The sequence below is a fragment of the Arthrobacter globiformis genome, assembly GCF_046536215.2.
In the GTDB taxonomy this organism is placed as follows: domain Bacteria; phylum Actinomycetota; class Actinomycetes; order Actinomycetales; family Micrococcaceae; genus Arthrobacter; species Arthrobacter globiformis_E.
The window spans coordinates 3549013-3562601 of record NZ_CM143421.1 but is presented as its reverse complement, the minus strand read 5'-3'; the positions used below and the strand labels follow the sequence as shown (position 1 = coordinate 3562601).

Annotated in this window: 13 protein-coding genes; 7 read left to right on the top strand and 6 right to left on the bottom strand. The window is 68.9% G+C overall.

Annotation, left to right across the window (positions count from 1 at the left end; translation table 11 throughout):
- Positions 1–57: 57 nt before the first annotated feature.
- Positions 58–1368: a glycoside hydrolase family 26 protein gene (locus R5O87_RS15990; RefSeq protein ID WP_410557888.1), complete on the top strand. Its 1311-nt coding sequence runs from the start codon at positions 58–60 to the stop codon at positions 1366–1368.
- Between the two features lie 39 nt (positions 1369–1407).
- On the opposite strand, the gene opgC is transcribed toward R5O87_RS15990, so the two are convergent.
- On the bottom strand, positions 1408–3906 hold the full coding sequence (opgC, locus tag R5O87_RS15985) for an OpgC domain-containing protein (RefSeq protein ID WP_410557887.1): 2499 nt from the start codon (positions 3904–3906) through the stop codon (positions 1408–1410).
- A gap of 20 nt (positions 3907–3926) precedes the next feature.
- On the bottom strand, positions 3927–5213 hold the full coding sequence (locus R5O87_RS15980; protein WP_410557886.1) for a sensor histidine kinase: 1287 nt from the start codon (positions 5211–5213) through the stop codon (positions 3927–3929).
- Positions 5214–5471: 258 nt separating this feature from the next.
- On the opposite strand from R5O87_RS15980, the gene uraD reads away from it, so the two are divergent.
- From uraD to purM, 6 genes are all read left to right on the top strand, one after another.
- A complete protein-coding gene (gene uraD, locus R5O87_RS15975; protein WP_410557884.1) occupies positions 5472–5969 on the top strand; it encodes a 2-oxo-4-hydroxy-4-carboxy-5-ureidoimidazoline decarboxylase in 498 nt (165 codons plus the stop codon).
- Positions 5966–6304: a hydroxyisourate hydrolase gene (gene uraH / locus R5O87_RS15970; protein WP_410557883.1), complete on the top strand. Its 339-nt coding sequence runs from the start codon at positions 5966–5968 to the stop codon at positions 6302–6304. Before uraD ends, uraH begins: the two co-directional genes overlap by 4 nt.
- A gap of 11 nt (positions 6305–6315) precedes the next feature.
- Positions 6316–7173 (top strand): fumarylacetoacetate hydrolase family protein, encoded by an 858-nt coding sequence (locus R5O87_RS15965; protein WP_410557882.1) that lies wholly within the window; start codon positions 6316–6318, stop codon positions 7171–7173.
- Between the two features lie 65 nt (positions 7174–7238).
- On the top strand, positions 7239–7703 hold the full coding sequence (locus tag R5O87_RS15960; RefSeq protein ID WP_410557881.1) for a hypothetical protein: 465 nt from the start codon (positions 7239–7241) through the stop codon (positions 7701–7703).
- A gap of 47 nt (positions 7704–7750) precedes the next feature.
- Complete coding sequence (gene purF / locus R5O87_RS15955) at positions 7751–9484, top strand: amidophosphoribosyltransferase (RefSeq protein WP_410557880.1); 1734 nt, start codon at positions 7751–7753, stop codon at positions 9482–9484.
- Positions 9484–10647: a phosphoribosylformylglycinamidine cyclo-ligase gene (purM, locus tag R5O87_RS15950; RefSeq protein ID WP_410557879.1), complete on the top strand. Its 1164-nt coding sequence runs from the start codon at positions 9484–9486 to the stop codon at positions 10645–10647. Before purF ends, purM begins: the two co-directional genes overlap by 1 nt.
- A gap of 134 nt (positions 10648–10781) precedes the next feature.
- Here the strand turns inward: purM and R5O87_RS15945 are convergent, their stop codons facing one another.
- The 4 genes from R5O87_RS15945 to R5O87_RS15930 form a co-directional block, all read right to left on the bottom strand.
- Positions 10782–11576 carry a VOC family protein gene (locus R5O87_RS15945; RefSeq protein WP_410557878.1) on the bottom strand — a complete coding sequence of 265 codons (795 nt, stop codon included), beginning with the start codon at positions 11574–11576 and terminating at the stop codon, positions 10782–10784.
- Between the two features lie 45 nt (positions 11577–11621).
- Positions 11622–12605 (bottom strand): TIGR03086 family metal-binding protein, encoded by a 984-nt coding sequence (locus R5O87_RS15940; protein WP_410557877.1) that lies wholly within the window; start codon positions 12603–12605, stop codon positions 11622–11624.
- Positions 12602–12949 (bottom strand): ArsR/SmtB family transcription factor, encoded by a 348-nt coding sequence (locus tag R5O87_RS15935; RefSeq protein ID WP_410557875.1) that lies wholly within the window; start codon positions 12947–12949, stop codon positions 12602–12604. The genes R5O87_RS15940 and R5O87_RS15935 overlap by 4 nt, the downstream gene beginning before the upstream one ends.
- Before the next feature lie 255 nt (positions 12950–13204).
- A complete protein-coding gene (locus R5O87_RS15930; protein WP_003803040.1) occupies positions 13205–13438 on the bottom strand; it encodes a DUF3073 domain-containing protein in 234 nt (77 codons plus the stop codon).
- Positions 13439–13589 lie beyond the last annotated feature (151 nt).

The following is a 13589-nucleotide window of genomic DNA, read 5'->3' as shown; positions in this document are numbered from 1 at the left end:
TGATGCTGCGCTCCTGCAGCGCGTGCGTCGAGATCCTGACGGTACCTTGGGCGGACTATGAGACTGCCCAGATTCCTTGCCACCGTCATCGTCGTCCTCTGCGTCGCCCTGCCTGGCATCACAGCGGCCGGCATCGCCACCGCGCAGGCCGCCACGGCCGGCATCAAACTCGACACCGGCTCCGGCCCCGCCGGCACCACTGTCACCGTGACCGGAACCGGGTTCCCCAAGAAGGGTTCCGGAACGCTCAGCGCCGGGACCAACACTGCGCCGTTCACGGCCACCGCGTCCGGCTATTTCACGGCTTCCCTCGTCATCCCGGAGAGTGCCAATCCGGTGGTTCCGGTGACGGCCGTATCCGGCAGGGTGAGTGCATCGGCCCCCTTCACCCTCACGTACAGCTCCCCCTCCGCCGCCGACCCGGCTGCGCAGGTGGCACCCGCAGCCGGCCCGGGGTCTGCCGCGACGTCCGCGGCTACGTCACCGGCGCCGTCATCACCGCAGCCCAGCACGTCCGCCCTGCGGTTCGGGGTGGGCACCCCTGGCGGCCCGCTCGCTTCGGCGGAGCTGGACGAGGTGGCCGCACTGGCCGGCGAGTCGCCGTCGATCATCCTGTCCTACAAGGACTTCAACCAGGCGCCGCCGCTCGCCGAACTTGAGGCCGCCCGGAGCCGCGGGGCCGTGGTCCTGCTGACGTGGGAGCCATGGGCCTGGGGCGGAGGCACGTCCCAGCCCGCGTACTCGCTGGACCGCATCACCGCAGGCGACTTCGATCCGTACCTGCGGCAGTGGGGGCAGTCCCTGGCGGACTGGGGCCACCCGGTGATGCTGCGCTTCGGCCACGAGATGAACGGCAACTGGTACCCGTGGTCTGAGCAGCTCAACGGGAACGGCCCGGGCGACTACGTTGCCGCCTGGCGGCACGTCCACGACGTTGTCGCCTCCACCGGCGCCGCAAACGTCAGCTGGGTGTGGAACCCGAACGTGCCGTACTGGGGCTCGGCCCCGCTGGATGCCCTCTATCCCGGCGCTGCCTACGTGGACGCGGTTGCACTCGACGGCTACAACTGGGGCACATCGGCGTCCTGGAGCGCATGGGTCTCGCCGTCCCAGCTGTTCGGGCAGGGCCTGGCGGAGCTCCGGGGCCTGGCTCCGGGAAAGCAGATCCTCATCGGCGAGACGTCTTCCGCGGAGCAGGGCGGGTCGAAGGCCGAATGGACGTCGTCCCTGGTGGGTTACCTTGCCGCCCAGGGGGACGTCACGGCCCTGACCTGGTTCGACTTCAACAAGGAGACCGACTGGCGGATCAACAGCAGCCCGGCCGCGGCGGACGCCCTGCGAAGCGCCCTGGCCGCCCGCCGGGGGTAGCCCGAGGAAGTAGCCCGGCGGCAAGCTGGTCAGGCCCGGTCAGGTGGGGATGATGCGGAACAGGAACCGGGTCCTGACCATGATCCACAGCAGCGCGAGGATCACCGCGTAGGCAGCGGTGTTGAACAGCACCTGGCCCTCCTGCAGGGCCGGGATGTTGGCGATCACGGCGATCAGGGCCACGTGGATGATGAAGACGTACAGCGTGGCCCGGCCGAGGGGGATCAGGAACCAGCCCAGTGCCCGGTGCACTGGCTTCCAGTACGCCGTCAGCAGCGCGTAGGCGGCCACCACCAGCACCAGGACGTTCAGAAGCCGTCCCACGCCGAGGTAGGTCCGGCCGAAGTAGGCGTCGTACAGCGCCCGGTAGGTGGCGTCCGGCAGGACGGCCACGCGGACGTCGTAGCTGTTGGCCAGGTAGGGGTTGCCCCAGGCCAGGAACGCGAGCCCCGCGGCGAGTACGGTGCACAACACCACCACCCACGAATGGGCGGCCAGCCAGCCGATGATCCGGCGCCGGTGGTAGCCGGCCACCATGCCGAGGATGAACAGCACCTGCCACACCAGCAGCGGAAAGGAATCCTCGAACTCGGACGGCAGCAGCCGGATCCGGAAGATGGCTCCTGCCGCGTACAGGGCCGTGGTGGCGGCCAGCACCCACAGCACCTTTCCGCGCGACAGGGCCCAGAGGACCAGGGGGCTGGCCAGGAGCAGGATCACGTACAGGCCCATGACGTTGAACTGCCAGGGGCCGAACTGCAGCAGCAGGATGCCCGGAATGACTTCCGGTGCCACTGGGAAGTGCAGCAGCGAATCCATTCCTGCGTACAGGTCGTAGGAGCGGCCCGCTCCGCCGCGTCCGGCCGCCCCGGTGCCCTGGTCCACGAACGATGTCAGGGTGTCGGCGTTGATCGCGGGAACGAGGGAGATCAGGAAGACCCCGATCAGCACCGTGAGTGCCGTGGCATAGAGCTTCCCGGCGCGCTTGGTGGTGTGGTCAACCACGTCACCGAACCTGCCCCTCACCCGGGGCCCGAACACCATGCCCAGCACCAGCCCCGAGAAGAGCACAAAGAGCTCCGCGCCGGACACAAAACCCACCGCTTCCTGGGTGAACAGCTGGAACAGTGAGGTCATGCCCACGTGGTTGACCACGACGAACACAATGGCGAGGCCGCGCAGGAAGTCCACCCGGGAATCACGCGGTGAGGGGTCGCCGTAGGCCCAGCCCGCGGCCCGGGGCAGGACGCGCGGAAGCAGCCAAAGGAGGCCTACGACGGCGGCCAGGGCACCCGCCGTCGTCCACGCACCGATTCCGCCGAGGACTTTTCCTACGCCCCCTGACTCGTCGCCCCCCAGCCCGCCACGGGCCGTCACCGGCCCGGTCACCAGGGCCGAGTCCGCCAGCCTTGCGCCGGCGGCCGCGGCGACGCCGGGCTGTCCCGTCAGCCGCCAGTCGATGGCCGCCACCCCGGTGTCCCGGGTGCTGGTCCGTTCGTCCCAGACGACGGCGCCGATCTTCCCGAACCGTGCGGATGAGGCGACGTCGAGCACCTGGTTCCACCAGGCCAGCTTGATGTCCGATTCTGCCGGACCGCCCGTGGTGGAGCTGAAGAATGCGGCCGTCTGCAGCATCAGCGGCTTGCTCCGGCCCTGCACGTAATCCGCGTAAAAGTCGGTGTAGGCGCCGCGGCCGTCGCTGCCGGTCAGCATGCCTGCCAGCTCGCCGTCGGCCGGAAGGGTGTTGACGGCAGACGCGCCGCCGGTGTCGTCGTGGTAGGCGCCCAGGCCCGACCACTCCACGGCGTCGTCCCCGGGGTAGTACGGGGAGTAGGGGTCATCGGCGCTGTCCCAGCGCCCGTCGCCGTTGGTGTCCAGCAGCCTGAAGCCGTCCGACCCATGGGCCGGCGCGTTGCGGTTCTTCGCGAAGGGGTAGTCGCGGCCCAGGAAGGGCTGCCACACCATGACGGTGCCCGCGTCGTCCTGGGATTTGAAGGCCGCAGCCACGGCCCGGAAGGCGTTCCGGTAGTCCTCCGGCTGCTGGCCCCACGAGACCCAGCTGGTGTTCATGTCCGGCGCGAACCTGATGTACAGCCTGCCCTGGAAGCCGGTGCTGAGCTGTGACACCGTCCGCGCAAACGCTGCCGCGTCCCCGGCGGACACCTGGTCCAGGGCCCGCGAGGGCTTGACCGTCAGCAGGGCGTGGGCTCCCTGTGAGTCGCTTTGCCGGAAGAACTCGCGGATGTGGACCTTCTCGGATTCCTGCAGCGGGAAGGCGATGTCGTGGCCGAAGATGGCGGGCGTGGCGCCCAGGCGTTCCGCGAAACCGGCGGCGCTGTCCTCGCCCCACTCCAGTGCGGCGCCGAAGAGCGGGCGCCCGCCGGCATCGGCAGTCTCGCCGGCGGCCGGCGACGCGGCCGGCATGATGCCTGCCTGCACCGGGCCAACCGGCGCCTGGCTGGCCACGGCCGGGCTGGCCGGCAGCAGGACTGCAGGCAACAGCACGAGCAGGAGCACCAGCAGCAAGGCGCGGATCATGGCGCCGTTCACTGGACTGTTCACGGTGCGGCGGGGAAGGTGAGCACCACGGTGGTTCCGCCGCCGAGGGTCTCCGTCAGCGTCAGGTCACCTCCGTGGGCCTGCGCGATCCGCCGGCAGGTGGCCAGGCCAAGCCCGGATCCCGGGCCGTCCCCGTCCCTGTGCAGGCGGACCAGCGGCTCCAGCACGCGCTGCCTGTCCGCCGGCCTGATTCCCTTGCCGTTGTCCGCCACCAGCACCGCGGTCCCGTGGTAGTTGGAGACGGCGCTGATCCGGATTTCCAGGGGACGGTCGGGGCTGCGGTAGTTCAGGGAGTTGGAGAGCAGATTCTGCAGCAGCGCGCGCAGCTGGAGCGGATCGGCGTGCAGCTGCGCGTCGTCGGAGTCCAGCGTGGCCCCGGCGCCGAACGGGATCCCGAGATCCCGTGCGGCGTCCGCGGCGGCCCCGCGCAGCGAGACGGGCTGCGGATGCAGGGAGCCGCCCACCTTCGAGTAGTCCAGCACGTCCTCGAGCATGGCGAGCATGCGCCGGCCGCTGGCGCCGATGAGCTGCAGGTACTCGGCGGCCGGGTGCTCCGGCGGCATGTCGGGGTCGTCCTCGCTCAGTTCCACGTAGCCAAGGATCGTGGTCAACGGAATGCGCAGGTCGTGGCTGACGCGGCCCGCGAACTCGCCCAGCTTGGCGTTGCTCCGCTTTACTTCATCCAGCGCCACGTTCAGCTGCAGGGTCCGGTGCTGGAGTTCCAGCAGCTCCACGGCCTGCTGGGCGAGGAGCTCCAGCATGGCGATCTGCTCCGGCTCGGGGTTTGCCGGCGCATCGGAGAAAACGCACAGCGAGCCCAGTACGAAGCCCGAGGCGGTTTCCAACGGCACTGAGGCGTAGAAGCGGACGCGGGCGATCTCGCCGGTCACAAACGGATTATTGGCAAAGCGCGGGTCCTCGGATGCATCACTCACCACGGTGGTCTCCCGGGTCAGGAAGACCCGGGCGCACATCGAGTCCTCGCGGGAGCAGATGCCGGGCTCGACGCCCGACGCAGCGATCTGGCGCTGCTGGTCCGCGGTAATCACATTCACCACGCTGAAGGGGACGTGGCACAGCTTGGCGGCCAAGTCCACCAGGTTGTCCAGGGCGGTGCGGGCAGCGTCAGCGCGGGCGGAATCGACGCGGCCTGTGTTTATGCGGGAGGGGGTGCCGAGGGATGCGAAGGCGGCGCCTTCCTGCTCGCCGAGCAGCCCGTACGCCTGCAGCGCGGCCTGCCGGTCGATATCCTGCTCCGGGAGCGTCCGAGCGCTGATGCCTTTCATCCGTCCCCTATCACCGCGCGGGACTCCGACCCAGCGTCAAGTCCCCCCGACGCCGATACTATCCGGCCAAGCTCAGCCCCTGCTGTAGTCTCTTGACACCGGCGGACGTGCTCGGCTTCACTATTACGTATGCTGAAATAACAGTTCCATGATGCGGAACTCGACATGCCTGAAGAGGGGGTGGCGATCGCCGGGAGAGTATCCGGCCCTCCGCATAGCCGTCACCATGGATGCCAGCATCTGCCTGAGGATCACAACGTGAAGCTTGCCGAATTCAATGCCGCGGACAGGGACGCTGCCAACGCGGTCCTGCGCCCCTGCATCGACGTCCCGCGCTGGGTGGACCAAATCGCCGCCGCGCGCCCGTTCGCGTCCCGCCAGGAGCTCCTTGACGGAGCCCGCGCAGCCGCCGCACCATTCACCCCGGATGAGGTGGAAGGCGCCATGGCGCACCACCCGAGGATCGGCGAACGCCCCGCCGCGCAGACCACCGAGGCCGCCATGTCCCGTTCCGAGCAGGCTGGCGTGGACCCGGCCGACGCCGAGGTGGCCGACGCCCTGGCCCGCGGCAACCGCGCTTACGAGGAGAAGTTCGGCCGGGTCTTCCTGATCCGCGCCGCCGGACGCACCGCCGCCGAAATCCTGGCAGCACTGAACGAACGCCTGGCCAACACCCCGGCGCAGGAAGACGCCATCGTCGCGCAGCAGCTGCGGGAAATCGCACTGCTCCGCCTGGAGGGAGTGATCAGCGAATGAGCGTTTCCCACGTGACAACCCACGTCCTGGACACCGGCGCCGGACGCCCGGCGGCGGGTATCGCCGTCGTGCTTTACGCGAACGACGGCGGCAACTGGACCGAGCTGGGCCGCGGCACCACCGATGCGGACGGCCGCGCGAAAGACCTGGGGCCGGAGACCCTGACCCCCGGAAACTACCGGCTCAACTTCGCGATCGGCGACTACTACGCCCGCCAGGGCGGCACGACGTTCTTCCCGGAGGTGGACCTGGTCTTCGAGGTCACCGGCACCGAGCACTACCATGTGCCGCTGCTGCTGAGCCCGTTCGCCTACTCCACCTACCGCGGCAGCTGAAAGGAGACAGAATGCGTCTGATGCGCATTGGCCCGGCGGGCAACGAGGTACCGGTGGTCATCGACGACGACGGCCAGGCCTACGACCTGCGTCCGGTCACCCAGGACATTGACGGGAACTTCCTGCAGGCCTGGACCGGCCAGCTGGCGGACCTTGACCTGACCGGCCTCCCCCGGGTGACGGTGGACGGCAAACGGATCGGGGCGCCGATCGCCAGGCCCGGCGCCGTGATCGGCGTGGGGCTGAACTACGCCGCGCACGCCGCCGAATCCGGCCTGCCGGTGCCCGAGCGTCCCATCATCTTCTTCAAGCACCCCAACACCGTGGTGGGCCCCGACGACGACGTCGTCATCCCGCCCGGGGCGCAGCGGGTGGACTGGGAGGTGGAGCTGGGCGTCGTCATCGGCCGGCGTGCCAGCTACCTGGCCTCCGACGCCGAGGCAGCCGACTGCATCGCGGGCTACGTCCTGTCCAACGACGTCTCGGAGCGCGAGTACCAGCTGGAGCACTCGGGGCCGCAGTGGTCCCTCGGCAAGTCCTGCCCCACATTCAACCCCGTGGGGCCCTGGCTGGTGCCCGCCGCCGCGGTGCAGGCGGACGATATCCGGCTCGCGTCGTGGGTCAATGACGAGGTCCGGCAGGACAGCTCGACGGCAGACATGGTCTTCGGACCGGCCGAACTGGTCCGCCGGCTGTCGCAGTACATGGTGCTGGAACCCGGAGACCTCATCACCACCGGCACCCCGGAGGGCGTGGCGCTGTCCGGCCGTTTCCCCTACCTGCAGGCCGGGGACGTCATGCGGATGTCCGGCGGGGAGCTCCTGGGCGAACAGCGGCAGCGGCTGGTGCAGGCGGGGCCGCAGGCCTGAGCACGGCCGGCGGCCTGAACATGCCGGCGCGGGCCGGCGGCCAGGATGACAGTAGGCTAGATGGCATGTCTTCCGACCAGCCCACCCCCGAACAGCGCGAATTTCCCGACGGCGGGATTCCCGAACGGCGCGAGATCACCGTCCGGCGCGCGCCCAAGTATGTTCCCTTCCTGATCCTGGGCGGGCTGGTGGGCTTCGCGGCGGCCGCGGTCATTGCATACGCCCTGCCCGGCGATGCCAGTTACGACCGTGGCGCCGTGTACGGATTCTTCATGGTGCCGTGCGCAGCAGCGGGTGTGATTCTCGGCGCAATTGCCGCCCTGGTCCTGGACCGGGCCAGCGTGCGCCGCGCCCGCCGCGGCGTCGTCGAAGCCGTGCCGGAAACGGATCATCCCGCCGCCGGCGGGGGCACGGACATGCGCCCAACCACGGCACCGGCCCGGGACGCTGGCACCGAACCGGCCGACGAGCCGGGCCCTGCCCCGGAGCGGACGGCGGACGACGGCGGCGAGCCCGGCCAGCGGTCATAATCCGGCGGCCGGAATTTCCTTACCCCATGACGTGAGATAATCGACCAGTGGCACGCGGCGATGGAAAACTTTCTCATGATCTTCTCCCTGGCGAAAAAGGCCCGATGGACGCTTGCGGCGTCTTCGGCGTCTGGGCACCAGGTGAAGAAGTAGCAAAACTTACCTACTACGGGCTGTACGCGCTGCAGCACCGCGGTCAGGAGTCGGCTGGTATAGCCACCAGCGACGGCAAGCGGATCAACGTCTACAAGGACATGGGCCTCGTATCCCAGGTCTTCGATGAGACCACGCTTAACACCCTGACCGGGCACCTGGCCGTGGGCCACTGCCGCTACTCCACCACCGGAGCCAGCCACTGGGCCAACGCACAGCCCACGCTCGGCGCCACCGCCACGGGCACGGTGGCCCTGGCGCACAACGGCAACCTCACCAACACCGCCGAACTGAACGCCATGATCCATGAGCGCAACGGCGGCCAGCTCAGCGGCGAAATGAAGCAGGGCAACACCTCCGACACCGCACTGGTGACGGCGCTGCTGGAAGGCGAAGAGGGCAAGTCCCTCGAGGAGACCGCCCTCGAACTGCTTCCCAAGATCCGCGGCGGCTTCTGCTTCGTCTTCATGGACGAAGGCACCCTCTACGCGGCCCGCGACACCTTCGGCATCCGCCCGCTCTGCCTGGGCCGCCTGGAGCGCGGCTGGGTGGTGGCCTCCGAACAGTCCGCCCTCGCCACCGTGGGCGCCAGCTTCATCCGGGAGATCGAGCCCGGCGAGTTCATCGCCATCGACGAGCAGGGCGTGCGGTCCCGCCGCTTCGCGGACCCGACGCCGGCCGGCTGCGTTTTCGAATACGTGTACCTGGCCCGCCCGGACGCCGCCATCGCCGGCCGGTCGGTCTATGAATCCCGCGTGGAGATGGGCCGCCAGCTGGCACGCGAGAACACCCAGACCGCCGACATCGTGATCCCGGTCCCGGAATCCGGCACCCCCGCGGCCGTGGGCTACGCAGAGGAATCCGGCATCCCGTTCGCGCACGGCTTCGTCAAGAACTCCTACGTGGGCCGCACGTTTATCCAGCCCTCGCAGACGCTGCGCCAGCTGGGCATCCGGCTGAAGCTCAACGCCCTGGAGTCCGTGATCCGCGGCAAGCGCGTCGTGGTGGTGGATGACTCGATCGTCCGCGGCAACACCCAGCGCGCCATCGTCCGGATGCTCCGCGAGGCCGGCGCCGCCGCCGTCCACGTCAAGATTTCCTCCCCGCCGGTCCAGTGGCCCTGCTTCTACGGCATCGACTTCGCCTCCCGGGCGGAACTGATCGCCAACGGTGCCACCATCGAGGAGATCTCCCAGGCCATCGGCGCCGACTCGCTGGCGTACATTTCCGAAGACGGCATGATCGGCGCCACCCAGCAGCCCCGCGAGCGGCTCTGCACGGCATGCTTCACGGGCAAGTACCCCATCGAGCTGCCCGGCGCGGACAAGCTTGGCAAGAACCTGCTGGAGCGCACTGACCTGGGCGGACTGCCGGCCGCGTCCGGCGCCGCACCCGCCGCCGGCTCGGCAGCGGACGCTGCCGCTGAACCCGCGATCGAACCGGCTGCCGCCACCCCCGGCAACCCGCACAGCATCCCGGTGACCGAGGACCCCGCCGAAAAGCCGGGTGCCACCGGCTGTGACCCGGGACCGGATTCCGAGCTCGAGAACCTGCTCACCGACGCCGACCGCGTGCCCGATCTCCACCACGACGCTGCGACCGTCGGCGCTGACAAGAAAGAGTCCTGATGACTTCCGCTTCCTCCACTGCTGACATGAATGCTGCCCAGAACAACGCCGGCATCACCTATGCGGCCGCCGGTGTGGACGTCGAGGCCGGCGACCGCGCCGTCGAGCTCATGAAGGACGCCGTCAAGGCGACCCACAATGCATCGGTGATTGGCGGTGTCGGCGGCTTTGCAGGCCTGTACGACGTCTCCAGGCTCCTGACCTACAAGAAGCCCCTGCTCGCCACCTCAACGGACGGCGTGGGCACCAAGGTGGCCATCGCCCAGGCCATGGACATCCACGACACCATCGGCTACGACCTCGTGGGCATGGTGGTTGACGACATCGTGGTGGTGGGCGCCGAGCCGCTGTACATGACCGATTACATCGCCTGCGGCAAGGTGGTCCCGGAGCGCATTGCGGACATCGTCCGCGGCATCGCCGCCGCCTGCTCCGTGGCCGGCACCGCGCTGGTGGGCGGCGAAACGGCCGAGCACCCCGGCCTGCTGGGCGAGCACGAGTACGACGTCGCCGGTGCCGCCACCGGCGTTGTCGAGGCTGACGCGCTGCTCGGACCGGACCGCGTCCGCGCCGGCGACGTGGTGATCGGCATGGCCTCCTCCGGCCTGCACTCCAACGGGTACTCGCTGGTCCGCCGCGTCATCAACCACGCCGGCTGGGCCCTGGACCGCCAGGTCTCCGAACTCGGCCGCACGCTGGGCGAGGAACTCCTGGAACCCACCCGGGTCTACGCCGCCGACTGCCTGGACCTGGCACGGGCGTTCCCCGTCACGGCGGACAAGGCCGTGCACGGCTTCAGCCACGTCACCGGCGGCGGCCTGGCCGCCAACCTGGCGCGCGTGCTGCCGCAGGGCCTCGTGGCCACGGTTGACCGCTCCACCTGGGAGCTGCCGGCCATCTTCAAGCTCGTCTCCGAACTGGGCCGCGTGCCGCTGCCGGACCTGGAGCGCACGCTGAACCTCGGCGTCGGCATGGTGGCAGTGGTCTCCGCCGAAGCCGCGGACGCCGCCGTTGCCCGCCTGAACGAGCGCGGCCTGCCGTCCTGGATCATGGGTGCTGTCAGCGCCGATTCCGACGCCGTGGTCAAGACCGGCCCGGACTACGTGCAGGGCGCCAAGGGCGTGGACGGCGGCGCCGTCCAGCTGGTCAACGCCTACGCGTAACTGCGTTAAATAAGTCGTCGAGTGCTCCCCACCGGCACCCTCGCCTCGCAAGCTCGGCCAGGGAACCCTGCCGGCGTGGGCCCAACCGCCCTTTTGAATCCTCATAAGGGCGGTTACGGAGCACTCGATCAGTTTTAGACCTCCAGGACGCTGAATACTCCGCCCTGCGGGTCCCTCAGCGTGGCGATGGTGCCGCCGTCGTCGTCGAACTCCGGCTCCACCAGCACCTCGGCTCCGGCAGCGACGGCCGACAGCACCGCTTCCTTGACGCTGGAGACGCCGAAGTAAACCTGCCAGCCGCGGGCGCCGGACTCGCCGTCTTCGTCGTCCCCGTCCTCCTCCGGAGCCGGGGCGACGCCCGCCACCTCGGCGCCGTTCACCATCAGCGTGGTGTAGGTTCCGCCGTCGTCCTGCGGATATTCGGTCACCTCGTGCCCGAACAGCTGCTGGAAAAATCCGACGGCGGCCTGCGGCTCGGGCGTGATCAGTTCGGCCCAGGCGAAGGCACCGGGCTCGTTGTGCCGTCCGCTGCCGGGGTGGGTGCCGGCCTGCCACACGCCGGTGGCACCCCCGCCCGGCGGCTCCACGAACACCATGGTTCCGGTGTCCCCGATGTCCTCCGGCCCGAACTGCACCGTGCCGCCGGCGTGCAGGGTCTCCTCCGCGGCGGCCCGGGCATCCACGGCGGCGAAGTAGACGTTCCAGTGCGCGGGCCGTTCCGTGCCGCCCTGCTGCGGCTGCGGTGCCACCGTCGCCACGAGGTCGTCATCCAGGAAGGCCTTGGCGTAGCTGCGGCCGTCGGGGGTGGGCAGGTCCTCGTAGCGCCACCCGAACACGGCGGCGTAGAACGCCTTGGCGGCAGCCACGTCCGGTGTCTGGACGTCCGCCCAGCAGAGCTCTCCGAGGCTGTACCCGCTGCGCTGAACCATGCGTCCGTACCTTTCGTTGGCTGAAGTCCCCCCAGCCTAATTCTTCTAGGCCCCGGCGTGCACGGCCCGTCCGGTGAAGGCTACGAGCCGCTCCAGGCTGCCCGCCGTCTCGGCCACCTGCTGGGCCGGGGCGAAGCTGCCGCCTGCGCGCACCTGCTCGCTGATGGTCTGCTGGGCCAGCACCTCCACATAGTCGGTCAGGGCGTCGGCAACGCTGAGGTCGGTGCCGAGTGCCTTGCTGAAGTCCCAGGCGTGAACCAGGAACTCCAGGTTGAGGATGGAGGCCACCATGGCGGCAGGCAGTTCCGCGAAGCCCATGTCCACGGTCCCCTCCAGGCCGCGCCGGTAGAAGGCCTCCAGCACCGGCTGGGCGAGGTCGGCGATGCGGGCCTCCGGCGCCTTGGCGGCGTCGTCGAAGACCTGCACGCCAAGGGCCTGGCCGATGCCGCTGATGGAGCCGGCCACGTGGTCCAGGAGCTGGCCGGCGTTGTAGTCGGCGCAGGGGGTCTGGGTTTCGAGGTGGGCAGGGGTGACGGAACGCAGCACGCGCTGCAGCACCGCCAGCGTGGCGTCCGCGGCAGTGAGCTCGTTGATCGGGTCCGGCGCCGCCGCCCACTCGTCTGCACCGGCATCCCCCGCCGCGCCGGCCGCAACCAGACGGTCCAGGTAGTGGTTCCAGCCTTCGGCGTGGGCTGTTTCCTGCTGCTCGCCCAGGCCGGCGTGGGTCAGGCGGACGGACGTGCCGCCGTCGACCGGTTCAAGCGTCAGGGACACCACCGAGTCGGACGGAGCCATCTCGGCACTCTGCTCCCAGCCCCAGGTGAAGACGAGGCGTTTTCCGGGTTCAATTTCAGTGAAGGAACCGGTGGCGTGATGCCCGGGGGTGACGGTCCAGCGGTATTCGCCGCCGACCCGCAGGTCGACGCGCGCGGCAACGGTTTGCCACCGGCGGAGCCGCTCCGGCTGCGTGATCAGCGCAAACGTCTGGTCGAGGTCCAGCGGTACAACAACAGTCTTGTCGAAAGTCATGATTTTTCCTTTGACGTGGGGAGTTCGGATTGGGAGAGTTCGTGGGCGTCCGCAACCAGCAGGTCCAGCTCATGGGTCCAGAACTGGTCAAAGAGCCGGCGGAGTTCGTTCATGCCCCTCGGATCGGGCCGGTAAAACCGGTTCCGCCCTTCCTTGCGCGCGGACACCAGCCCGGCCTGTTCGAGCAGGAGAAGGTGCTGGGAGATGGCGGATCTGCTCACGGTGAATTCGCCCGCGAGTTCGGTCACGGTCTTCTCGCCCGCCGCCAGCAGCTGCAGCAACCGGCGCCGGTTCGGTTCGGCCGCGACTTCGAGGGGATCTAGCACGGTTAATACGTTAGTCACCACTAACGCATTTGGTCAAGGTATCCCCTGACGGATCCGGAAACGCAAAAAGGCCCGTTGGGCACGCCAAAATCTGGCGCGCCCAACGGGCCTGATGACTTGCGGTAACACCGGACTTTCCCTGCGCCGGATATCCGGCCACGACCGGGCGTCCGGGTCAGGCAGGGAAACGGGCAACCCGAATGCGGGAAATACCCAGGAGGTGTACGACGGCGGCGTGCAGCCAACTGCCTTGCGGCAGTTCAGCGGGAACGACTAACCGATACGACGGCTGTCTACCTCGTCGTCGTCTTCATCCAAATCGTCCGCGTACTTATCCACGTAGGCTGAATAGTCCGGCTCGACCGGTTCATTCGCGAAATGGCTCGTGGCACGACTTCCCGGACCCGTGAGCTCACGCTGTAGGGCCGAATAATCGGTGTTCGGGGAGTAGTACTTGATGTCCCGAGCCTGCTTGGTAGCTTTTGCCTTTTGACGGCCGCGCCCCATGGCGTGACCCCCTTTTGTACTTGGACCGGAGGTGGTCACCTTTGGCGATCGGTGAGGCCCCGGAATGTTTGGTCAATTTGTCGTACCCCTAGATTACATGCTTTCGGCGGCATCTGCTTGCCACGCGGGCCTCCGGCGGCCGCCGCAGCCT